This is a genomic window from Sphingobium sp. V4 (assembly GCF_029590555.1).
Taxonomy (GTDB): Bacteria; Pseudomonadota; Alphaproteobacteria; order Sphingomonadales; family Sphingomonadaceae; genus Sphingobium.
In genome coordinates this window covers 349,113-371,045 of sequence record NZ_CP081001.1, presented here as the reverse complement: position 1 = coordinate 371,045, position 21,933 = coordinate 349,113, and the positions used below count along the sequence as shown (strand labels likewise).

The 21,933-nt window shown below is 66.4% G+C and carries 25 protein-coding genes; 8 read left to right on the top strand and 17 right to left on the bottom strand.

Annotated elements, in window-relative coordinates:
* Window positions 1-3: 3 nt before the first annotated feature.
* Together K3M67_RS01940 and K3M67_RS01935 are read right to left on the bottom strand one after the other, a co-directional pair.
* Window positions 4-1,140 carry an EmrA/EmrK family multidrug efflux transporter periplasmic adaptor subunit gene (locus K3M67_RS01940; protein ID WP_285832114.1) on the bottom strand — a complete coding sequence of 379 codons (1,137 nt, stop codon included), beginning with the start codon at window positions 1,138-1,140 and terminating at the stop codon, window positions 4-6.
* Window positions 1,133-2,647, bottom strand: coding sequence for an efflux transporter outer membrane subunit (locus tag K3M67_RS01935; RefSeq protein WP_285832113.1), 1,515 nt, complete (start codon window positions 2,645-2,647; stop codon window positions 1,133-1,135). Before K3M67_RS01935 ends, K3M67_RS01940 begins: the two co-directional genes overlap by 8 nt.
* Window positions 2,648-2,736: 89 nt before the next feature.
* Here K3M67_RS01935 and K3M67_RS01930 point away from each other — a divergent pair, with 89 nt between their 5' ends.
* Entirely contained in the window at window positions 2,737-3,408 is a 672-nt protein-coding gene (locus K3M67_RS01930) for a TetR/AcrR family transcriptional regulator (protein ID WP_066860277.1), read from the top strand.
* Here the strand turns inward: K3M67_RS01930 and K3M67_RS01925 are convergent.
* Genes K3M67_RS01925 through K3M67_RS01910 form a run of 4 tightly spaced genes read right to left on the bottom strand, consistent with a single transcriptional unit; the run spans window position 3,363 to window position 5,859 of the window.
* Entirely contained in the window at window positions 3,363-3,956 is a 594-nt protein-coding gene (locus K3M67_RS01925) for a winged helix-turn-helix domain-containing protein (protein WP_232313793.1), read from the bottom strand. The two genes, K3M67_RS01930 and K3M67_RS01925, sit on opposite strands and share 46 nt — an antisense overlap.
* A gap of 27 nt (window positions 3,957-3,983) precedes the next feature.
* Entirely contained in the window at window positions 3,984-4,922 is a 939-nt protein-coding gene (locus K3M67_RS01920; protein WP_285832112.1) for a transposase, read from the bottom strand.
* Window positions 4,910-5,722 (bottom strand): hypothetical protein, encoded by an 813-nt coding sequence (locus K3M67_RS01915; protein ID WP_285832111.1) that lies wholly within the window; start codon window positions 5,720-5,722, stop codon window positions 4,910-4,912. Before K3M67_RS01915 ends, K3M67_RS01920 begins: the two co-directional genes overlap by 13 nt.
* Entirely contained in the window at window positions 5,719-5,859 is a 141-nt protein-coding gene (locus K3M67_RS01910) for a hypothetical protein (RefSeq protein ID WP_198162936.1), read from the bottom strand. The genes K3M67_RS01915 and K3M67_RS01910 overlap by 4 nt, the downstream gene beginning before the upstream one ends.
* A 147-nt stretch (window positions 5,860-6,006) precedes the next feature.
* Between K3M67_RS01910 and K3M67_RS01905 the strand changes: the two genes are divergently transcribed.
* Window positions 6,007-6,627, top strand: a complete 621-nt coding sequence (locus K3M67_RS01905; protein ID WP_066860285.1) for a response regulator transcription factor — start codon at window positions 6,007-6,009, stop codon at window positions 6,625-6,627.
* On the opposite strand, the gene K3M67_RS01900 is transcribed toward K3M67_RS01905, so the two are convergent.
* Genes K3M67_RS01900 through argH form a run of 4 tightly spaced genes read right to left on the bottom strand, consistent with a single transcriptional unit; the run spans window position 6,613 to window position 10,289 of the window.
* Window positions 6,613-7,371: a precorrin-2 dehydrogenase/sirohydrochlorin ferrochelatase family protein gene (locus tag K3M67_RS01900; protein ID WP_285832110.1), complete on the bottom strand. Its 759-nt coding sequence runs from the start codon at window positions 7,369-7,371 to the stop codon at window positions 6,613-6,615. The genes K3M67_RS01905 and K3M67_RS01900 overlap by 15 nt on opposite strands.
* On the bottom strand, window positions 7,371-8,648 hold the full coding sequence (gene lysA / locus K3M67_RS01895; protein WP_285832109.1) for a diaminopimelate decarboxylase: 1,278 nt from the start codon (window positions 8,646-8,648) through the stop codon (window positions 7,371-7,373). The genes K3M67_RS01900 and lysA overlap by 1 nt, the downstream gene beginning before the upstream one ends.
* Window positions 8,649-8,664: 16 nt before the next feature.
* A complete protein-coding gene (locus K3M67_RS01890) occupies window positions 8,665-8,922 on the bottom strand; it encodes a hypothetical protein (RefSeq protein WP_066860293.1) in 258 nt (85 codons plus the stop codon).
* Entirely contained in the window at window positions 8,919-10,289 is a 1,371-nt protein-coding gene (gene argH / locus K3M67_RS01885; RefSeq protein WP_066860296.1) for an argininosuccinate lyase, read from the bottom strand. The genes K3M67_RS01890 and argH overlap by 4 nt, the downstream gene beginning before the upstream one ends.
* Before the next feature lie 43 nt (window positions 10,290-10,332).
* On the opposite strand from argH, the gene K3M67_RS01880 reads away from it, so the two are divergent.
* From K3M67_RS01880 to K3M67_RS01870, 3 genes are all read left to right on the top strand, one after another.
* On the top strand, window positions 10,333-10,926 hold the full coding sequence (locus K3M67_RS01880; protein WP_285832108.1) for a TlpA family protein disulfide reductase: 594 nt from the start codon (window positions 10,333-10,335) through the stop codon (window positions 10,924-10,926).
* Between the two features lie 244 nt (window positions 10,927-11,170).
* Complete coding sequence (locus K3M67_RS01875; RefSeq protein ID WP_285832107.1) at window positions 11,171-13,822, top strand: TonB-dependent receptor plug domain-containing protein; 2,652 nt, start codon at window positions 11,171-11,173, stop codon at window positions 13,820-13,822.
* A 65-nt stretch (window positions 13,823-13,887) separates the two neighbouring features.
* Entirely contained in the window at window positions 13,888-14,325 is a 438-nt protein-coding gene (locus K3M67_RS01870; protein ID WP_285832106.1) for a RidA family protein, read from the top strand.
* Window positions 14,326-14,362: 37 nt separating this feature from the next.
* Here K3M67_RS01870 and K3M67_RS01865 read toward each other — a convergent pair whose 3' ends face one another.
* From K3M67_RS01865 to K3M67_RS01840, 6 genes are all read right to left on the bottom strand, one after another.
* Complete coding sequence (locus K3M67_RS01865) at window positions 14,363-14,557, bottom strand: Trm112 family protein (protein WP_066860305.1); 195 nt, start codon at window positions 14,555-14,557, stop codon at window positions 14,363-14,365.
* Window positions 14,554-15,192 carry an LON peptidase substrate-binding domain-containing protein gene (locus K3M67_RS01860; protein WP_066860309.1) on the bottom strand — a complete coding sequence of 213 codons (639 nt, stop codon included), beginning with the start codon at window positions 15,190-15,192 and terminating at the stop codon, window positions 14,554-14,556. Before K3M67_RS01860 ends, K3M67_RS01865 begins: the two co-directional genes overlap by 4 nt.
* A 1-nt stretch (window position 15,193) precedes the next feature.
* A complete protein-coding gene (locus K3M67_RS01855) occupies window positions 15,194-16,105 on the bottom strand; it encodes a tetratricopeptide repeat protein (RefSeq protein WP_285832105.1) in 912 nt (303 codons plus the stop codon).
* Between the two features lie 111 nt (window positions 16,106-16,216).
* Complete coding sequence (locus K3M67_RS01850; protein WP_066860315.1) at window positions 16,217-16,636, bottom strand: DUF2141 domain-containing protein; 420 nt, start codon at window positions 16,634-16,636, stop codon at window positions 16,217-16,219.
* An 11-nt stretch (window positions 16,637-16,647) separates the two neighbouring features.
* Window positions 16,648-17,376, bottom strand: coding sequence for a sterol desaturase family protein (locus tag K3M67_RS01845; protein WP_285832875.1), 729 nt, complete (start codon window positions 17,374-17,376; stop codon window positions 16,648-16,650).
* Window positions 17,377-17,430: 54 nt separating this feature from the next.
* On the bottom strand, window positions 17,431-18,321 hold the full coding sequence (locus K3M67_RS01840) for a prephenate dehydratase (RefSeq protein WP_066860318.1): 891 nt from the start codon (window positions 18,319-18,321) through the stop codon (window positions 17,431-17,433).
* A 174-nt stretch (window positions 18,322-18,495) separates the two neighbouring features.
* Here K3M67_RS01840 and K3M67_RS01835 point away from each other — a divergent pair, with 174 nt between their 5' ends.
* The gene (locus K3M67_RS01835; RefSeq protein WP_066860321.1) at window positions 18,496-19,119 is read left to right on the top strand and encodes a c-type cytochrome; all 624 of its coding nucleotides are present in this window, start codon (window positions 18,496-18,498) and stop codon (window positions 19,117-19,119) included.
* 33 nt (window positions 19,120-19,152) lie between these two features.
* Window positions 19,153-19,731: a GNAT family N-acetyltransferase gene (locus tag K3M67_RS01830; RefSeq protein WP_285832874.1), complete on the top strand. Its 579-nt coding sequence runs from the start codon at window positions 19,153-19,155 to the stop codon at window positions 19,729-19,731.
* 22 nt (window positions 19,732-19,753) lie between these two features.
* On the opposite strand, the gene K3M67_RS01825 is transcribed toward K3M67_RS01830, so the two are convergent.
* Window positions 19,754-20,875: an AI-2E family transporter gene (locus tag K3M67_RS01825; RefSeq protein WP_285832104.1), complete on the bottom strand. Its 1,122-nt coding sequence runs from the start codon at window positions 20,873-20,875 to the stop codon at window positions 19,754-19,756.
* 127 nt (window positions 20,876-21,002) lie between these two features.
* Here K3M67_RS01825 and K3M67_RS01820 point away from each other — a divergent pair, with 127 nt between their 5' ends.
* Window positions 21,003-21,803 (top strand): TrmH family RNA methyltransferase, encoded by an 801-nt coding sequence (locus tag K3M67_RS01820; protein WP_285832103.1) that lies wholly within the window; start codon window positions 21,003-21,005, stop codon window positions 21,801-21,803.
* Window positions 21,804-21,933 lie beyond the last annotated feature (130 nt).

Sequence of the window (21,933 nt, the reverse complement as noted above, 5' to 3'; positions counted from 1 at the left end):
TCCTTATTTTTCGGAAAGTTCGAGTTCGACTTCCATCGACAGACCGACCCGCAACGGATGCGCGGCGAGTTCCCTGGGATCGAGCGCAATGCGCAGCGGCAGGCGCTGCACCACCTTGATCCAGTTGCCGGTCGCATTCTGCGCGGGGATCAGAGACATGGCCGATCCGGTGCCGCCGGCGAAACCGACAACCTTGCCATGATAGACGACATCGCCGCCATAGAGGTCCGACGTCAGCGTGGCGGGCATCCCGACCTTCACGCCACGCAGCTGGCGTTCCTTGAAGTTCGCATCGACATAAAGCTGGGCCAGCGGCACGATGGACATGATCGCGTTGCCCTGCGCCACGCGCTGGCCGACCTGCACCTGCCGCTTGGTGACGACGCCGTCGATCGGCGCGCGAATGACGGTCCGATCGAGGTCCAGCTTCGCCGAATCCAGCTTCGCCTGGGCGGCCATCACCGCCGGGTCGGTGTCGATCGTCGATCCGCGCACCAGCGCGTCATTGGCTTCCAGCTGGCCGCTCGCCGCGCTGCGCGTCGCCTCGGCCGTCTTGACGCCCGCGCGCGCCAGATCCAGCGCGGCCCGGGCAGCGGCATAGCCCTTGCGCGCGGCGGTGACTTCGTCGCCGGACACCGCGCCGTCTCCCACCAGCGCCTCGCGCCGCTGGAGGTCGATGCGCGCCTTGTCGAAATCGGCCTGTGCGGTGGCCAGCTGCGCACGCGCCTGGACGATGTCCGCGCCGCGCGCATCGACCTGCGCCGCCAGCGAATCACTGGTCGCGGCCGTCTGGCGGAAACGCCGCCGCGCTTCGGCCAGGTCGGCCTGTGCCTGTGCCACGGCGATCTGGGCGTTGGTCGGGTCCAGCCTGACCAATATGTCGCCCTTCTTCACCATCTGGGTGTCGCTGACCAGCACTTCGGTCGCCTGCGCGGAAATCAGCGGCGTCACCTGCGCCATCTCGGCGTTCACATAGGCATTGTCCGTGCTGACCTGGTTACGCCCGACCAGCAGGTACCAGGCCGCCCAGATCAGGCCGAGGACGATGACCGCCAGCGCCAGCCGGGTCAGCCATATCCTGCGCGCCGACTGGCGCCCTTCCTGCTGTGCGTCGGTGGTGTCGAGAGCGGCGTCAGCCATGCGGTTGGTCCTTGGAGAGAGGTTCGCCGACGGTGAAGCCACCGCCCAGCGCACGGATAAGGGCAATATCGGTGGAGAAGGCACCTGCCTCCAGCCCGGCCAGCGCCTCGCGCGCCGCCAACAACTGGTCCTCGACGTTCAGCACGTCGAGATAGGTCGACAGGCCGCCCTGATAGCGTTTCTGCGCCACGGCATAGGCATCTTCCGACGCGGCGACGGCGGCCCGGGCATCGGCCAGCCGCTGCTCCAGCGTCCGGCGCGTCGTGACGGCATCGGCCACCTGCTGATAGGCGGCGAGCACCGTCTTGTCATAGGCAGCGACCGCTTCGTCATAGGTGGCGCGCGCTCCGCGATACTGGCCCTGCAACGCTCCGCCCCGGAAGATCGGCAGGCTGATCGCCGGGCCGGCATTGCCGAAGAGCGAATCCTTCTCGAACAGATTGTTGGCGAAGGGCTGCGCCGAACCGACCGCGCCGCCATTGGCGAAGATCGTGTTGTAGCCGAGCGACTGGAGGCCGATCAGCGCGCTCAGCCGCACCGCCGGAAAGAAATCGGCCCGCGCCACCTTGATCTGCTTGGCCGCCGCCTCGGTGCGGGCAAGCGCCGCCGCGATGTCGGGCCGACGCGCGACGAGGTTGGTGGTGACATCGGCCGGGAGACCGAGCGGCGCCAGCTTGCCTGGCTGCGGTCGGGTGATCGACAGGCCGCGATCAGGCCCTGCGCCGATCAGCGCCGCGATCTGATGCTGCCGTACCCGGATCGCCAGCTGCGCGCCGGCCAGTTGCGCCTTGGCCGACGACACGGTGGCGTCCGCCTGGCGGACGTTGCCGCGCGTTTCCAGCCCATTTTGCCGCCGGTCGGCGACCAATTTCTGGCTCGCCGTGCGGATGTCGAGCGTGCGCTGCTGGATTTCCGCCTCGTCATGAAGGCGAGCAAGATCGGCGTAGGCATCGGCAATGCCCGTCGTCAGCGCCAGCCGCGCCTGCTGGGCGTCGATCTCGGCCGCCCGCGCCTCGGATGTCGCGGCCGCCAGCGACGCCTTGTTCTTGCCCCACAGGTCCAGGTCGAAGCCAAGATCCAGCGCTACCCGACCGGTGCCGAGCCAACCCTGCGGAACGAACTCCTTGGGCATCCCCATATTGTAGCTTTGCTTGGTGGCAGCCGCGCTGGCCTCCAGATTGGCCGACGGCAGCATCGCCGCACCCGCCTGCTGCGCCATCGCCTGGGCCTGGCGGAAACGCGCCGCCGCGATCGCCATGTCGGGCGCATTGCGCAGCCCTTCCTCGATCAGTGCGGTCAGCTGCGGATCGCCATAGGCGGTCCACCAATCATCCCTGGGCCAAGCCGCATCGGACGCAGCCAGGCTTTGCTGCGCAGCCACGCTCTCCGGCGCGCGAACCACGGGTTTGGGACCAAGATCGGGAACCGCGGCGCAGGCCGCCAACGCCATCACCGATGTCGCCGCGCACATCACGCGGGAGGAAAAAGCCATGCGACTCACCGCCATAACAAACCGTACCAGATAGTATGAAAATGGCCATTGCGCCTGTTGCAAGGCCTTGTCAACAGGGTTAGCGTACTATATGGTACGATTTTATGACGGAGAGTAAGACGCCCCCACCGAGCGGCCGCCGGGAAGCGCGCCGCCGCAATCGGCAGGACATGATTCTGACCGTGGCGGAGCGTTATTTTCTCGAACATGGTTATGCGGGGACGACCATGTCGGGCATCGCCGCCGCGCTTGGCGGGTCGAAGGGCACCTTGTGGAGCCATTTCCCGTCGAAGGAAGCGTTGTTCGCGGCCGTACTCGGGCGGGTGGCCGGCGCCTATCGGGCGCAGCTCTCGCAAATACTCGATCCCGAAGGGGAACTCGGCTCGATCCTGCACCGTGCCTGTATCAGCCTGATCGCCAAGGTCACGTCGGCCGAAGCCATCGCGCTCCACCGCCTCATCATTTCCGAAGGCGGCCGCTTTCCCGAACTCAGCCAGATATTCTTCGAACTTGCCCCCCGCAACACGCGCTCCATGCTCGCGGACTTCCTGAAAGGCGCGATGGCGCGGGGTCATTTGCGGCAGGCGGACGCCTATAACGCGGCCCGCGTGCTGATGGCGCTCTGCATGGCAGGTAGCCACCAACAATTGCTCATGGCCCAGATCAAGGCGCCCGACCCGGCGCAGATCGAGTTGGATGCGGCCTTCGCCGTCGACATCTTCCTGCGCGCCTACACACCTGACGATCCGCCACCTTCGGCCGTCTCCAGCATATAACCCTGCCCTCTCACCGTATGCAGCATCGGCCGGGCAAAGCCCCGGTCGAGCTTGGCGCGCAGGCGCGACATATGCACCTCCACGCTGTTGGTGCCGGGGTCGAAATCCAGCCGCCACACCGCGCGCAGCAATTCGCCGCGCGTTACTGCCTCGCCGGGACGACGCGCCAGATGCAGCAGCAGAGCATATTCGCGCGCCAGCAGCGGCACCGCCCGTCCCGCCCGCGTCACACTGCGATCGACCAGTTGGATCAGCAGGTCGCCCAGCGCGAGTTGCGGTTGCCGCTCCCGCGCCAGGCGGATGATCCGCGCGACCGTTTCCTCCTCGTGCATCCAGGGACCGACAACCTCATGCGCGCCGCTTTCCAGCGCCCGCGCCCGTTCGGCCGGATCATCCACCCGCTGCCACAATATCGTCGCATCCCCGGCGCGCAGGTGGGGGCGGACGGCGTCGCCGCGCATCGCCAGGTCGAACCCGCGCGCGTTCAGCGCCCGCGCCACCGGGGCGAAATCGCTGCCCAAACCATGGCATTCCATCCGTCCGCTCACATCCGGCCCGCCGTCCGCTGATACAAGTCATCCGACCGTTCCGGCAGCAGAAAAACAAGCCATTTCATCTCCATAATGGATGATTTCGAGGGCCGCGACGCTGGCCCGGCGGATCAGCGGGCTGCTGCTGCGCGCACCCTGTTCCCAATGCGCCAGCCGCGCTGCATCCTCCAGCGTCGCGCCGATCGCCTGCCAGGCGGTCAGTCGCATCGCATCCTGCGGGTGCGCCCTGGAAAAGCTGTCCGCCAGGTCCTGCGCATTGTCGCTACCGCATCCGACCGCCAGTTCCAGCAGCATCTGCGCGCTCGCCACCGTCATGCATTCGGCGATCACGCCCCTGGCCGTGTCGAACCGATATTGGCGCCGCCAGCCCTGCCCCGGCGCACTCGCCAGGATATTGAGCGATACGGAGAGCGAATCGGGCGGCAATTGCGCATGAATATCGCGATTGGCGCGGTAGAGCAGCATCCGCCCTTCACTCAGATAGCTGCGTTCCACGAAGCGCAGCGCCACCGCCTCCCCCGCCGCCCCGGCGACATCGCCCTCATAGACATAATAGTCCGACCCATAGCCCGGCCCCAGATAGCCCACGGTCAGAAAATCGAAGCCATGGTCGTGCGCCACATGATAAAGAAAAGGCGCCGTCCCGCTCATCCGCACGACATGGTCGCCGACCGCGGGCCAGAAGACCGCCCGCAGCACATATTTGCCCCCCGGCGGCCGCAGCAGCATCACCTGCGCCGAATAGGGGTTGATCCGCCGCTGTTCGGCGCACCGCGTCTTGAGTTCGGCGATCGCCGCATCGGCCAGGAAATGGCGGTTGCGCGACAGGGCGCGCAGCATCGGCGCAGCCTCCGCCAGCCCATCCTCGCATGACGGGTCGAACGCGGCGCTTTCGCACCAGTCCACCAACTCGTCGAGGCCGATGCTATCCTCCGACGCCGGGGTTTCGATCAGGCGCGGCATGACCCGCCCGCTATCTGGGTCAGCGTGCGCTGCGCCAGCAACCGCACGGCTCCGTCCTCTTCCCGCGCGGCCATCGCCCGCAACGCCGGCAGCGCGCGCCCCGTGTCGAGCGCCAGATATTCCCGCATCACCGCCCAGCGCTGCGCCGGCAGCCCAGCGTCCATTTCGGCCGCGAACTGGTCGGCGGCGTCTCGCCGCCCCTGCATCCGCAGCAGCGACAGCAGCATCAATGCGCGCGCATGGCCCTCGTCCGCCTGCGCCTGCCCCAGCGGCGCACCCGTGGCCACGTCGAACAGGCGGGACACGACCGGCCCGGTCGGCGCGACTTGCGCCCTGAGCAGCAGCAGGGGAACCTCCCCCGGCCGAAAGCGCAGCGTCTCCCGCCGCTCATCCACCGCGATCACCATCCCCGGCTGACAGAGGCGCGGGCCGGTCGGCACCGCCCGCCCCTGCTCTATACGATAGGCATCGGCGCTCATCGCCCGGTTCAACGGACGGCACAGCGCGTGGCGGCCCGAAAAATGCACGCGGCCATGCGCGTCCGGCGCGGGATCGACGACGGTCGCCGTCACCCAGATGCGTTCCGTCCGGGCGAAAACCAGATGCCGCGCCGCGCCGCTGCGGCTCGCCCGGAAAGGGGGCAGATGCAGCGGGTCGGCCGCGATCCGCGCCCTTTCCTTATCCAGCAACGCCTCGAACCAGCCAATATCCTCCAGGAACGGCTGGATCAGCGCCACCGCGTGCTCGATCGGCGCGGTGTCGGCCACCGCGACCGCAGCGGTAAGATCGGCAAGCCTCACGGCTGGTCGATGATCGCGATCACCACATCCATCAGGCTGATGTCGAGCGCATCGCCATCGGCAAGTCCGAACAGGCTCGCGCCGTCGGGCAGGTCTGCAATATCCTCGATGGCCAGCTGCGCCATGGTCTGCGGCATGTGATCCCCCGTGTCGATTGAACGGGATCAAGGCTATGGCGCGCCGGCGAGCGGTACCAATTAAATCGGTGTAATCCCCGGCCCGCCATTAACCATTTCTTTGCGCGCCAATCCTATGCTGCGGCCTCGACCCAGGAACCGGACCCCATGCAGTTTTTCAGGCGCAACCCGATTCATCCGCACAGGAAGCCCCCGGCCGGCGACGCTGCGCCGATGCGCCGTCTGCGCCTGCTGCTGGTCGACGAAAATCCCGTGGCCCGCGCCGTCGTGGCGCGCCGCCTGTCCCATCTCAACTATGATGTGGCGCTGGCCGAAAACGGCCATGTCGCGCTCGGCCTGCTGGTAACGCGACCGGCGGACATCATCCTGATCGACATGGGCCTGACCTTGCTGCCGGCGGTGACGACGATGGAAAAGATGCGCGCCGCCCATCTCGCGCCATCGGCCTGCGTCGTCATGATCGGTGGTCGCGAGGACGGCCAGTCCGCGATCGAGGCGCTGAAGGCCGGCGCCGACGACCATATCCTCAAGCCCTTCGACTTCGACCTGCTCGATGCCCGCCTGCGGCATCTGTGCCAGCGCGCCGAGCAGGTGGGGACGCTCAACCGGCACAATGCCGAACTGGACGCGCGCATCGCCCGCCGCGCGGTGGAACTGGGCGAAACCCGCGAAACGCTGCGCGAAATGCAGGCCGACCGCGCTCGTCTCGTCTCCTCGATCCAGGCCTTGCAGGACGAAATCGCGCGGCTGCAATCAGCCCGGATATAACCAGAGCGACAGGCCCTCGCCCGGCGCGTCGGGCGGCCCATCCGCAACGATCCGCACAGCATCGGCCCGCGCGCGGTCCAGGATCGCCGCCGGCACATGCGCCGGATGATAGACGCGATCCGCCTCCCCCAGCAGCCGCGCCGCGCGCAGCGTCAGATCATCGGGATCGCCCGACAGCAGCCGGATCGACTCCAGCCGCGACCCACGATGGTCGCCCGTCCCTGCCAGCCAGGATGGCACAGCCCCGGCCGCGTCCTCCTGCAACGGATCGATGATCCCGCCCGGCGCCAGCCCCGCATCGATCGCCCGTCGCCGTTCGCCCGCATCGGCCCAGCGCGCGCGGATCGCCGCCCGCGCGCCGAAAAGCGCCTCCGCGAGCGCCCCCAGCCGGGCGGGCAACATCGCTTCCAGCCGCTGCCGCAAAGCCTTGGCCAGGCCCGCCGACGCGCCTCCGGTGCCGATCGCGATCAGCACCGGATCACGGTCCACGATCGCCGGCAGGGTAAAGTCGCAAAGAGCCGGCCGATCGGTCGCATTGACCAGCACGCCGCGCGCGCGCAGCCGCGCCACGACCGCGCCGTCTCCGTCCGACACGATGGCGATTCGCGCCGCCGCATCCTCCTCGCCGACGATGATCGCGCCTGCCCGCTCCAGCAGTCGGCGTTTCGCGTCGGCCGCCTCGCCCTCACCGGTCAGGATGACCGGCCTGCCCGTCAGCAACAGGAAGACGGGCAGGCTCTGCATCAGTGTTCGATGTCCTTGGCCACCCAGTCGGGGATGATGTCGCCATCGATCAGCGCCTGGATCGGCGGCCGGGCCCGCACCACCGCCCATTTGTCGCCGGACACCAGCACTTCGGGCGTCAACGGCCGGCTGTTATAGGTGCCCGCCATGGTCGCGCCATAGGCGCCCGCCGTCATGAAGGCGACCAGATCACCGGCCAGCACGACATCCATGTCGCGGTGCATGGCGAAGGTGTCGCCCGTCTCGCACACCGGCCCCACCACATTGGCGGTGGCGCGCGCACCCACCGGCTTCACCGCGCGGATATCATGCCACGCGTCATAGAGGCTGGGACGCATCAGGTCGTTCATCGCGGCGTCTACGATCACGAAGGGTGCCTGCGCGCCCTGCTTCACCCGCACCACGCGCGAGAGCAAGGCGCCCGCATTGCCCACGATCACCCGGCCCGGCTCGAACATCAGCCGCACCGGCCAGCCCTGCGTCACGCGACACACCATCGCGCCATAGTCCGCCGGGCTGGGCGGCAAGGGCTGCGAGGGATCATAGGGGACGCCGAGGCCTCCGCCGAGGTCGGCGGTGCGGATGTCATGCCCCTCCGCCCGCAGCGCCTCGATCAGCGCCCCGACCTTGACGAAGGCCGCCTCCAGCGGCGCAAGGTCGGTCAGCTGGCTGCCGATATGGACGGCGACGCCCTGCACGTCGAGCCCGGGCAGATCGCGCGCGGCTGCATAGCTCTCGATCGCCCGGTCATAGGGAATGCCGAACTTGTTTTCCGACTTGCCCGTGGAAATCTTGGCATGGGTGCCCGCATCCACATCGGGGTTGATGCGATAGGCGACGGGCGCCTTCCTTCCCATCGACATGGCGATGTCCGACAGCATTTCCGCTTCCGGCTCGCTCTCCAGGTTGAACTGGTAGATGCCCTGTTCCAGCGCGATCCGCATTTCCTCGGCGGTCTTGCCGACGCCGGAAAAGACGATGCGGTTCGCGGGAATGCCCGCCGCCACCGCGCGCAGCAATTCGCCGCCCGACACCACGTCCGCGCCGAGGCCCAGCCTGGCCAGCGTTGCCAGCACGGCGGCGTTGGGATTGGACTTGACCGCAAAAGCGATCAGCGGGTCCGCAAGCTGCGACAGGCCCGCGCGGAATACGCCGACATGGCGCTCCAGCGTCGCGGTCGAATAGATATAGACGGGCGTACCGACCGCCTGCGCGATCGCGTCCATCGGCACCTGCTCCACCTGCATGGCGCCATCGACATAGGTGAAATGATCCAAGGTCTGTTCCTGTAACTTACTGGGGCCGCGCTTCGGGCGGCAGGTCGAACGGATCGTCGCCCCTCTGCCGGGACTGCGTCAGCAATTCCACATTGCGTTCGGGCCGCGCCTGGATGGAGGGCGTCAGCAGTTCCGTGCTGGTCGGCGCGGTTGCAGCGCCCGTCGGCACGGCGGGCAGGCTCTGGCCCTGGACCGGCTTCAAGGGCTGGCGTCCGCCGCACGCCGTCAGCGCCAGCGCAACCATGCCAAGCCCCGCGAGCGTGCGCGTCCTCATGACCCCAGTTCCTCCTTGGCCTGCGCGACACGCGCCCGTACCTGGCTCGGCGCGGTGCCGCCATGGCTCTGCCGGCTGGCGACCGATGCGTCGACCGTCAGCACGGCATAGACCCGCTCGTCGATCCGCGCGTCAATGTCCTTCAGCGTCTCGAGCGGCAGCCGGTCCAGCGGCACGCCCGTTGCCTCCGCCGCAGCCACCGCGCGGCCGGTGATATGATGCGCCTCGCGGAACGGAATGCCCCCTTCGCGCACCAGCCAGTCGGCCAGGTCCGTCGCGGTCGCAAAGCCGCTTTCGGCCAGGCCCCGCATCCGGTCGGTGCGGAACGTCACCGTCTCGATCATCCCGGTCATCGCCGCGATCGACAGGCCCAGCAGGTCGTGCGCCTCGAAAACCGGCGGCTTGTCGTCCTGCATGTCCTTGGAATAGGCCAGCGGCAGCCCCTTCATGGTGACGCACAGCGCATTCATGCATCCCATGATCCGCCCGGCATGGCCCCGCACCAGTTCGGCCGCGTCGGGGTTGCGCTTCTGCGGCATGATCGAACTGCCGGTCGAATAGGCGTCGGGCAATTTCACGAAGCCGAAGGGCTGGCTCGCCCAGATGATGAACTCCTCGGCCAGCCGCGACAGGTGCAGCGAGGCCTGGGTCGCCGCCATCAGATAGTCGAGCGCGAAGTCGCGGTCGCTGACGCTGTCCAGGCTGTTGTCGGTCGGCTTGGCAAAGCCCAGCGCCGCCGCCGTCATGTGGCGATCGGTCGGGAATCCGGTCCCGGCCAGCGCCGCCGCGCCCAGCGGACATTCGTTCAGCCGCGCGCGCGCATCGGCGAAGCGGCTGCGGTCGCGCCGCACCATTTCATAATAGGCCATCAGATGATGGCCCAGCGTTACCGGCTGCGCGGATTGCAGATGGGTAAAGCCGGGCATCACCGCATCGACATGCTCCTCCGCCCGTGCCACCAGCGCCCGCTGGAGACCCAGCAGCCCGGCCTCCACTTCATCGATCGCGTCGCGCACCCACAGGCGGAAATCGGTCGCCACCTGGTCGTTGCGGCTGCGCGCGGTGTGCAGGCGGCCGGCCGCGGGGCCGATCAACTCGGCCAGCCGCGACTCCGTGACCATGTGGATATCTTCCAGGTCCAGGTTCACCGGCACGCCGTTCGCTTCATATTCGGCGGCGATGCGGCTCAGTCCCTCGGTGATCGCCTGCGCATCCTCGCCATCGACGATCCCCTGCGCGGCCAGCATCGCGACATGCGCCTTGGACCCGGCGATATCCTGTTTCCACAATCGCTTGTCGAAGGGGATGGAGGCATTTATCTCACGCATGATCGATGCCGGGCCGGCTGCGAACCGGCCGCCCCACATGCTGTTGGAGCCTGCTTCCGTGATATCGTCGTTCCGCGCGCTAATGATACTGCTCCTGCCTGCCGCCCTGGCGGCCTGCGATAGGCAATCCCGGTCCCCGGAGCAAGCCAATGCAGGCATCAGCGGTGAGGTTCCCGCCGCCTCCGGCGAAGTCAGGGACGCGGGCGCGAAGGGCAATGCTTTCAGCTACAGGCTGGACCGCAGCAAGGCGGGCACCCCCGCGCCCGATTTCGCCTTCCTCGATCCCGATGGCGGGGAAAGGACGTTGCAGGACTTCGCCGGCCGCCCGCTGCTCGTCAATCTCTGGGCCACCTGGTGTGCGCCGTGCATCGCGGAAATGCCCACACTGGACCGGATCGCGGCGGCCCAGGGCGCCAGGGGGCTGGCCGTCCTCACTCTCTCGCAGGACATGCAGGGAATGAAGGCGGTGACGCCCTTCTTCCAGAAGCACAAGCTGCCCCATCTCAGGGGCTATGCGGACCCGGAAAACCGGTTCGGCTTCCATTACGCCACCGGCCAGCTCCCCACCACGGTCATTTATGACGCGCAGGGCAAGGAAATGGTGCGGGTGATCGGCGCGATGGATTGGGAAGGGCCGGAGGCGAAGGCGCTGATCGATGCAGCGACAGCTTCCTGACCACTGGCGCATAAACGAACGAACCGAAAAAACCCGCCATGCCAGTTGACTGCAAAATGCACTGGCATCGTCGTGCAGTTATCAATTGCCGAGCGATAGTCGATGCGACATGCTTGCGGATCAAGTGCCAGAAATAGTCGGGAAACAATCCGCTTTCGGGTAAAATTTGTGCAGTGCAATAGCGGTTTCACCGGCAATGCTCGTTCATCCCCTTGTCATCGATAATGCAAAACAGGGGGCATGAATGACAAGACTGTCCGCGTTGAAACTTTCTCTCATTATGGCATCGTCCTGGTCGGCCTGCGCGATGGCGCAGGAAGCGCCGCAGGAGCCGCAGGCTGACGACGGCGCCGCGATCATCGTCACCGGCACCCGCGCGGTGGGCATGCAGGCAGCCGAAAGCGCCGCGCCGATCCAGGTGCTGGGCGAAGAAGCGCTGACCCGCGTGGGCCAGCCGAACCTCAATCAGGCGTTGACCCAACTCGTGCCGTCCTTCCAGGCGCAGACCCAGGGCACCGACATGGCGAGCTTTTCGCTGTCGGCCCGCCTGCGCGGTCTGTCGCCCAACCACACGCTGGTCCTGGTCAACGGCAAGCGCCGCCATGGCAACTCCATTCTGCAGGTCATCAACGGCGCCTTCGGCGGTTCGGCCGCACCGAGCATCGACCTTATCCCGCCGGACATCGTCAGCCGCATCGAAGTGTTGCAGGACGGCGCGGCGGCGCAATATGGTTCGGACGCGATCGCCGGTGTCATCAACATCATCCTGAAGGATGACAAGGAGGGCGGCACCATCAAGCTGAACGCCGGCCAATATTATGATGGCGAAGGCACGACCTACAGCGCCAGCGGCAATTTCGGCATGAAGATCGGCGAGGACGGCTATCTCGACGTCTCGCTGTTCCACCGCCGCAGCGACTGGACCACGATCGGCGACGGCCAGATTTCAGTCATGAACTATAACGGCACTACCGTCACCAATGTCTCTCCCGCCTTCAAGCCGCTACTCGATGCCTGCAATGCGGACGATTGCACCGCCAACGTCAATGGCGGCCAGCCGGCGTCGAAGCTGACGCTGGGTTTCTACAATTTCGGCTATGATTTCGGCGGCGTCGAACTCTACTCCTTCGGTGACGTGTCCTATCGTCATGGCGACGCGCTCCAGGGCTATCGCCATCCCACCCGCCTGTGCCGCGCCCAGAATTCGGCGGGCGTATGGGTGGCGACGACCACCGATCCGACTCAGTGCTTCGGCACCTCCGCACAGACCGGTCTAGTCCCGCACATCGAAGTGAAGCAGAATGAATTCCAGATCACCAATGGCCTGCGGGGCGATCTGGGCGACGGCTGGAATTGGGATCTGGCCGCCAGCTATTCGGAAGACGTCGCCAAGGTCTATACGACCCACTCGGTCAACGCATCGCTGTTCGTCAACACCGGCCAGTCGCCCAGCGACTTCTACGACGGCAAGTTCGAATTCCGCCAATATGTCGGCACGGCCGATATCCGCAAGGAATTCGATATCGGCCTCGACAAGCCACTAAACCTTGCGTTCGGCGCGGAATATCGCCGGGAGAGCTACACCATCGGCCAAGGCGATCCACTGTCGCTCTATATCGAAGGCGGCCAGTCCTTCCCCGGCTACGCCGCCAGCGACGCCGGCACGCTGCGCCGCACCGCCAAGGCGATCTATGCGGACGTCTCCTTCAATCCGACGCCCGAATGGCTGGTCGACGTCGCCGGCCGCTACGAACATTACAGCGATTTCGGCGACACCCAGATCGGCAAGATCACGACCCGTTACGACTTCTCGGACGCTTTCGCGCTGCGCGGCACCGCCAGCACCGGCTTCCGCGCCCCGTCGCTTCAGGAATCGGGCTATTCGTCGACCAATGTCGGCCCAACCTCGGCCACGCTGCAACTCGCGCCCAGTTCGCCCGGTTCGGCAAGCGCGGGCTTCGGCGCGCTGAAGCCGGAAAAGTCGGTCAACCTGTCCGCCGGCATCGTGTTGCGCCCGATCCCGCGTTTGGCGATCACGCTGGACGGCTATTACATCAAAATCAAGGACCGCATCGTGTCCTCGGGTTCGATCACAGGCCAGCAATTTAACGGCCTGACTACCGCACCGACCCGCATCCTGACACCGCTGATCAACGGCCTGACGCCCTATGACCTGGTCCAGGCCGCGATCGCCGCGAGCGGCAAGCAACTCGACCCCACCGTCATTAGCAACGGTTCGCTCGCGATCCAGACCTTCACCAACGGTATCGACACCTCGACAAAGGGCCTGGAAATCGCAGCGCGCTATCCGGTCAATCTGGACTTCGGCAAACTCGACCTGTCGCTGGGCGCCAACTATAATGTGACCAAGGTCACGAAGAACAAGCTCGGCACCCTGTTCAGCCCCACCGCCGAACAGACCATCGAAGCGGCCAGCCCCAAGTTCAAGGGCACGGCCAGCGCTCTGTTCACCAGCGGCCGGTTTGGCGCCAATCTGCGCATGAACTATTATACCAAAGTGAATTCCTACGTGCAGCCGAACAGCACGTCGTCCAACGGCAACGTTTCGCGGGGCATTGCGGCCCTGCCCGCGCCGATCCTGCTGGCGAACGGACAGCGTTATTATAATGCCGAAGTGAAGCCGGCGGCGATCTTCGATCTCGAACTGGATTATGACATCACCGAATTCGCCAACATCGCGATCGGTGCGAACAACCTGTTCGACAAGAAGCCGGAAATCGCGCCGCTGGTGGGCAACTACGACCCGGCGACCTGGCCGACCACGGGCAATTCGCCCTACATCAACAATGGCGGCACCATCAACGCCCCCTATACGTTCGGCCCCTACGGCACGAACGGCGGCTATTATTACGCCAGGGCGACGATCAAGTTCTAACCTGACGTCACGAAGGAAGGGCCGGTCCGGCGACGGACCGGCCCTTTGCCATGGAGAGAAAAAGCATGAAACGCCTGCTCGCCGCCGCCCTGCTGCTCGGCGCCACTCCCGGCCTGGCCCAGCCCGCCCCCGAGCCCCAGCCCCAGTCCATGCCGGCCAAACTCCCCTTCTCGCCGTCGGTGCGCGTGGGCGACATCCTGTTCCTGTCCGGCCAGATCGGCCAGGTGCCAGCCGGCATGGACAAGCACCTGGAAGGCTTCGACGCCGCCGTGAAGGGCGCGATGGATTCGATCGGCAGAATATTGAAGGACAATGGCCTCGACTTCGGCCACGTCGTCAAATGCACGGTGATGCTCGACGACATGGCCGACTGGCCCCGCTTCAACGCCGCCTATCTCCCCTATTTCGAAGGCAAGCGGCTCCCCGCCCGCAGCGCCTTCGGCGCAGACGGCCTGGCGCTGGGCGCCCCGCTCGAAGTGGAATGCATCGCCGCGTTCAAGTGATCGGATGGCGCGCCCGGCTCATGCGACGCTCGCCGCCTCACGCGATGGCAACGGCCTCGCGCACCACCAGCACCGGCACGCCGTCCCGCACCGGGAAGGCCAGGCCCGCCGCGTCGGACACCAGTGCCCCGCTCGCCGCGTCCCAGCGCAGCGGTGTGCGCGTCACCGGGCAGACCAGCTTCTCCATCAGCCAGGGATCGATCGGGCCCGTCCCGATCTTCGCCGCGCTCATTGCATCGTCGCCCCGCCATCGCGCTCGATCCGGCCGACAATCTGCATCAGCTGGATGATCCGCTCCGACCGTTCGGACAGCGTGTCCGCTTCCAGCAAGGTCTGCTTGGCCGCGGGATCGAAGGGTGCGATCTGGGCGATGCCGTTCACCAGCGCCGCATCGTCCAGCCGCGACACCGCCGTCCAGTCGACCACATAGCCCAGCAGGTCGGCGAAGCGCCGCGATTCCTGCTCCAGCGCCGCACGCTCGACGGCAGACAATATCTCATCCTCCTGCGGCGCCTGCTCGATATCGGCCTCGACCTGCCGGAACTGGGTCGCCACCGGCAATTCGCGCACCACGCGAAACCGCGCCAGGCCGGTCAGAATGATATTGAACCGCCCATCCTCCAGCGCCTCGATCTGGCTGACATGGCCCAGGCAACCGACATCGAACAGCGGGGGCTGCGCCGCGGCGTGGGCCTCCTTCACACTCCCATCCCCGCGCGGCTGGATCATGCCGATCCGCCGGTCGCGCGCCATGGCGTCATGGATCAGCGCGCGATACCGCGGCTCGAAGATATGCAGCGGCAATTCCATCCCCGGCAGCAGCAACGCGCCTGACAGAGGAAAGATCGAGACGCGCGCGATCGGCATCTCAGGAAAAGAGAATCTGCGACAATTTGCGCCGCTGCCCCGCTACCCAGGGATCTTCCAGCCCCACCGCCTCGAAAATCTTGAGCAATTGCGCCCGCGCCGCGCCGTCATTCCAAGCCCGGTCGCGCCGCACGATCTCCAGCAGCGCGTCGGCCGCGCCATCGCGGTCGCCATTGGCCATCAGCCCGCCGGCCAGTTCGAACCGCGCTTCATGATCGTCGGGATCGGCCGCGACCTTCGCCGCGACGCCCGACAGGTCGGACACCGGCCTGACGTCGCGCGCCAGTGCGATGGCGGCCCGCGCCTGGTCGATCGCGACATGCTTGGCCGCATCCTCGGGCAACGCCGCCAGCACCGCCTCGGCCTCGTCCAGCTGGCCCAGCGCAACCAGCGCCCGCGCCTGGCCCGACGCCACCTCGACATTGTCGGGTGCCATCTCGGCGATCTGGGCGAAAACCGACAGCGCGCGGTCAGGCTCGCCGCCCGCCAGCAATTCCTCGCCCATGGCGATCAGTGGCGCGACTTCGGCGGCCAGCGCCTTCTCGTCGGATTCGATCGGCAACTGGCCCAGTATCTGGTCGAGATATTGCTTGAGCTGCCCTTCGGTGCGCGCCTGGCTCAGGTCCGCGACCGGCTGGCCCTGAAACACCGCATAAACGGTGGGGATCGACTGGACGCGGAACTGGCTGGCGATGAAGCCATTTTCGTCGACATTGACCTTGACCAGCTTCACGCCCTTGGATGCATATTCGGCGCACACCTTCTCGATCACCGGGGTCAACTGCTTGCAGGGGCCGCACCATTCAGCCCAGAAATCGACGATCACCAGGCTGGTGCGCGAAGGCTCCACCACGTCGCGGCGAAATGCCTCCACGGCCGCCTTTTCGGTGTCGCTCAGTCCCAGGGTCGCCACGCTTCTCGTCTCCTGCAATGCGGTCCAACTCGCCGCCGTCATACAGCGCCTTATGTGGGGCGTCACCCCTCGGGCACAAGACAGGAAGGGGAGAAAGGCGGCGCCCCCGCGTCAGAGGAAATATTTGAGCCTTATGTCCTGCTCGACTTCGCCGCCTCCGACCGAAAAGCTGGCCGACCGAAAACTGGGCGCGCCGAAGCGGATCGCTGGATTGCGCGAGAAGCCCACCCCCTCGCGCGGAATGCCGGCGAAGGTGTCCAGCTTGCCGTTGCCATTCTCGTCATGGATGATCGCGATGGCATAAATGCCGGGCGCCAGTTGCCCCAGTCCCACCGGCGCGGCGGACGCCGGCACGGCGAAATGCCGCTTGTCGGGGTCATGGCTGCAATCGGGGAAATGAGCGGGCGACCGGGTGACGCACACCAATATCTGCCCCTTGCCCGAACGCAGGCCCTCCAGCCCCATAAGCAGCGGCTGGGGCTGGAGGGCGGGCGCCGCGCCCACCGATCCCGCCATCGCCGCCAGCAACATACCGTATCGCGTCACGCCTGCCCCTTCGCAAAGTCGCCCAACCCCTTGTCGGTGCCACACAGCCGATCCCAGAATCGAAAATAGAGACCGTAGTTGCAACGATAGAGATCATGATGCCGTTGATGATGGCTGGCGGTGATCAGCCACGATCCCATCGGTCCGCGCACCATCCAGCGCGGAAACATCTCCCACCCCATATGGTTGCTCACCCCCATGACCGTCATGATGGTCAACACCACGCCCAGCGCGCCGACATGGATCGGGATCAGGACCACCAGCGCCGGGATGACGACCGCGCCGGTCAGCGCCTCCCAGGGGTGAAAGCTCATCGCTGCCCAGGCCGTCGGCGGCCTGCTGGCATGATGCACGGCATGGGCGATGCGGAACAGCGCGGGCCGGTGCATCCAGCGATGGGTCCAGTAGAACCAGCTGTCATGCGCGGCCAGATAGAGCAGCACCGATACCGGCAGCCACCACAGCGGATAGCTGTCCAGGTCGGTGTATATTTTCGTCCAGCCCCGCGCCTGCCAGCCCCAGGCGACCACCCCGGCGGGCACGCCATAGATCAGCGCGGACAGCAGCGACCAGCCGACCTCGCGCCCCATCTGCGCCTCGAGCCCGCGATACAGGCCCGGCTGGCGCATCCGGGTCGCCAGCGCGAATCCTCCGCTGGTGAGCAGGTAGCGCACGCCGACGATGGCGCTCATCGCCAGGGCGGACAGGATGATAGCAATGGCCATGGCGCGGCTATAGCTCAAGCCAGGACCATGATCCCAGCAAAAGGTGGAGCGATCCTATGTTCTGGGCCGCGCCTGGCGATAGCTGCCCAGCATCCGCACCCATTTGGTGTGGAACTCCAGCTCGGCCAGCGCGCGGTCGACCGCCGGGTCGCCCGGCATCCCCTCGATGTCGCAGTAGAATTCGGTCGCGGCAAAGCTCGCGCCCCGTTGGTAACTTTCCAGCTTGGTCATGTTGACCCCGTTGGTGGCGAAGCCCCCCATCGCCTTGTATAGGGCGGCGGGGACATTCTTCACCTCGAACAGGAAGGTCGTCATCACCGGCCCGACATTGGGGGTCGGCATCTTCGGTTCGCGCGCCAGCACCAGGAAGCGCGTCATATTGTCGTCGCTGTCCTCGATATTCTCCGCGATCAGGCGCAGGCCATAGAGTTCCGCCGCCAGATAGGGCGCGATCGCCCCCTCCCCCGGCGTGCGCGTCTCGGCCACCAGCGCCGCCGCGCCGGCCGTGTCGGCATAGGCGACCGGCTGGATGCCGCGCTCGCGCAGATAATGGCGGCACTGGCCCAGCGCCTGCGGATGGCTGATCGCGCTCTTCACCGGGCTGTTGTCCGGCGCCATCAGGCAATGGCGGATGCGCAGGAAATATTCGTCGACTATCCGCAGCCCCGATTCGGGCAGCAGGAAATGCATGTCCGCCACGCGCCCGTGCAGGCTGTTTTCGATCGGGATGATCGCCCGCGCGGCCTGTCCGTTGCGCACTGCGTCAATCGCATCCTCGAATGCGAAACAGGGCAGCGGCACGCAATCGGGCGCATAGCCGAGCGCGGCCAGATGCGAATTGGCGCCCGGCGCGCCCTGATAGGCGACGGCGCGGGCGGGATCGGCGGCGGCCTTGGCGGCCAGTTCCGCGACGATCACGCGGGCAGGGGCGGGATAATTTTCCATGGACGCGTGCGCGCTTAGGGTTTCCGCCGCCGCCACGCAAGCGCGGACAGGCATCGCCGGCACAATCCGGTGCCAACCCGACTTGCACCATCGCGTGTCCCCCTTTATGGCAGCGCACAAGAGGGGGCGCGTCTGACAGTCTCCAGGACAAAAATCTTAGGGAAGTCGAGCGAGATGGGCGATCGTTTCAATACCGTGGCGGGCTGGGCTTTGTTTGCGGGGATCATCGCCTTGGGCGGTGGGATCGTCAGCGCCAAATATTTCCATGACGAACGGCCCGAAAAAATGGGCTATGCGATCGAAGGCGTGGAGGCCGAGGGCGAAGGCGGCGACAGCGGCCCCGGTCTGAACACCCTGCTGGCCAGCGCCGATGTCGCGGCGGGCGAAAAGGTGTTCGCAAAATGCGCGGCCTGCCACACCGTGAATCAGGGCGGCGCCAACGGCATCGGCCCCAATCTCTATGCCACGGTGGGTGAAGCCGTCGCCCAGGGCAAGGGCGGTTTCGCCTTCTCCGAAGCGCTCAAGAGCAAGGGCGGCAACTGGAGCTTCGACGCGCTGGATCACTGGCTGAAAAGCCCGCGCGAATTTGCCCCCGGCACGAAGATGACCTTCGCGGGCCTTGGCAATCCGGTCGATCGCGCCAACCTGATCGCCTGGCTCAATACCCAGGGGTCGAACCTGCCGCTGCCCGCCGCCGACGCGGCGCCGGCTGCCGAGGGCGCGAATGTCGCCGCCGCCGGTGAGGCCGCCAACGGCGCCGAAGCGCCGGCCGCAAACACCGCAAACGCTGCCGAGTAAGCGCCGATCGCCACGCCGGTCCGAATCGCGGATCTGACGGGCGCGGCGCTGACCGCCGCGCTCGATTCGCTGGCCGAGCTGCGCATCGCCGTCTTCCGCGCATTCCCCTATCTCTATGATGGGGACCACGGCTATGAGCGCGACTATCTGACCGCCTATGCGCAAAGCCCCGACGCGCTCGTCGTCGGTGCCTTTGCCGGCGCGGCGGGACAGGAACGGCTTGTGGGCGCCGCCACCGCGGCCCCCATGGCCGATCATGCCGCCGAATTTGCCGCCCCGTTCCGCGCGTGCGGCATCGACCTGGCCGACGTCTATTATTTCGGCGAATCGGTGCTGCTGCCCGAATGGCGCGGCCATGGCATCGGCCACGCCTTCTTCGACCGGCGCGAGGCCAGGGCGCGCGAACTGGGCTTCCCGCTCGCCAGCTTCTGCGCCGTCATCCGGCCGGCGGATCATCCCGCCCGGCCAGCCGGCTACAGCCCGCTAGATCCCTTCTGGCGCAAGCGGGGCTTCGCGCCGGTCGACGGTCTTGTCGGCCACTTCGCCTGGAAGGACATCGGTCATGCGACGCAGACCGACCACGCCATGCAATTCTGGACGAAGCGGCTCTGACCCTTGCCGCAGGCCGCGCCGATCAGCCCTCCGCCACCTCGCCCACGCCACGCATCCGCGTAAAGATGTTCCAGGTGGCGATGAAGAGCGCCGCGATCACCGGCCCGATGACGATGCCGTTGAAGCCGAACAGCTCGATCCCGCCCAGGGTGGAGATCAACACGACATAGTCGGGAATGCGCGTATCCCGGCCCACCAGGATCGGGCGCAGCACATTGTCGACCATGCCGATCACCAGTATGCCGCAGGCCACCAGGATCGCGCCTTCCCAGACCGCGCCCGTGACGAACAGATAGATGGCCACCGGCACCCAGACGAGGCCCGTTCCCACCGCGGGCAGCAGCGAGAAAGCGCCCATCAGCACGCCCCACAGCAGCGCGCCCTGTATGCCCAGCGCCCAGAAGACGATGCCGCCGATCAGCCCCTGCACGATAGCGACGACGATGCTGCCCTTGATGGTGGCACGGATGACGACGACGAACTGTTCGATCAGCGCCTTGCGCTGGCCCGCGCGCAACGGCGCCGCGGCCGCCACGCGCTGCGCCAGCACCTCCCCGTCACGCAGCAGGAAATAAGCGAGATAGAGCATCACGCCCAGCGCCATCAGGAAGCTGAAGGCACTTTGCCCGATCTGAAAGGCCTGCGCCGCCAGCATCCGGAAACTGCTGGTGATACCCTTCGTCACCATTTCCTGCGCAGCGTAGAAGTTGGTCAGGCCCCACCGGCGCAGATAGGGACGCAGCCAGTCGGGCAGGCTGGCGACCGCTTCGGAGAAGAGGCGCGCGAAGTTGATCTCGCCCGACTGGATCTTGCCATAGAAATAGGCCGCTTCCTGGAGCAGGGCGGCGCCCAGGACGAAGGCGGGCACGATCACCACGGCCAGGATCAGGAACAGGGTGATGAGCGCCGCGCCGTTGCGATGCCGGGGCATCGCCGCCAATATCCGCCGGTTGACCGGCGCAAAGACGATGGCAGCGATCACCCCCCACAATATTGCGGCAAAAAAGGGCTCGATCACCAGCGCGAAGGCGATCGACACCATCAGCACGAAACCGAGGAAGAAGCCATCCTCGATCCGGGGCGTGACGTTCAGGGCCGGCGCGGGGAGCGCGGGATGCGGCGGCGGGGTCGGTTCGGCGTCCATGCCCGCTCCTTCGCAAAATTCCACGGCCAAATCCATCGCGCAAAGATCGTCGCGCCCTCCCCCTGTCCTTTTCCTCTTTCCGCCGGTAGAGAGGCCGCTTCCTTTGTCTTTGGGACCAGCAACGACCGTGGCACGCGAAATCACCGGATTTTCCAACCCGCTGGTGAAGCGCGTCCGCTCCTTGCGCGAAAAGAAATATCGCAAGGTCGAGGGGCTGTTCCTGGCCGAAGGGCTACGCATCCTTACTGAAGCGCGCGAGGAAGGCGTACTGCCCGAAATGCTGTTCCACGCCGGATCGACGCATCCGCTGGCGGCCGAACTGATCGCGGCGATGGAGGCAGCGGGCGGCGACGTGATCGAAACCACGCCCGACATCCTGTCGAAGATCAGCGGCAAGGACAATGCCCAGGCCGTTGTCGGCGTCTATCGCGATCGCCTCACCCCCCTCGACCGGCTCGACCGCAGCACGGCCGCCATCTGGATCGTCGCCCAGTCGCTGCGCGACCCCGGCAATCTCGGCACGATATTGCGCACCGGCGACGCCGTGGGTGCGGGCGGCCTCATACTCATCGACGATTGCGTCGATCCCTTCTCGGTCGAATCGGTCCGCGCCTCGATGGGCGCGCTCTTCACCCAGTCGATCACCCAGGCGCGCTGGGGCGAATTCATGCACTGGCTGCGGCAGGGTCCGGGCGAACTGATCGGCACCAGCCTCAAGGCGACCCAGGACTATCAGGAACCCGTCTATCAAAGCCCCAGCTTCCTGCTGGTCGGCAATGAAGCGCAGGGGTTGCCGGAATCTTACGAAGCCGAATGCGACCAGCTGGTAAAGATGCCGATGCTCGGCAAGGCCGACAGCCTGAACGCCGCGGTAGCCACGGCGGTGATGGCCTATGAACTGCTGAACCAGAAGAGAAGACGCGAATAGACCGTCAGACCTGCGCAGGCGGGAACCCATCTCCCGACCTTGCGCCACGGGATAGCGCCGGAAATGGATTCCAGCCTTCGCGGGCATGGCGAACGGGATAAAGCGACAGGGGGCGAAAAGACGTGACGAA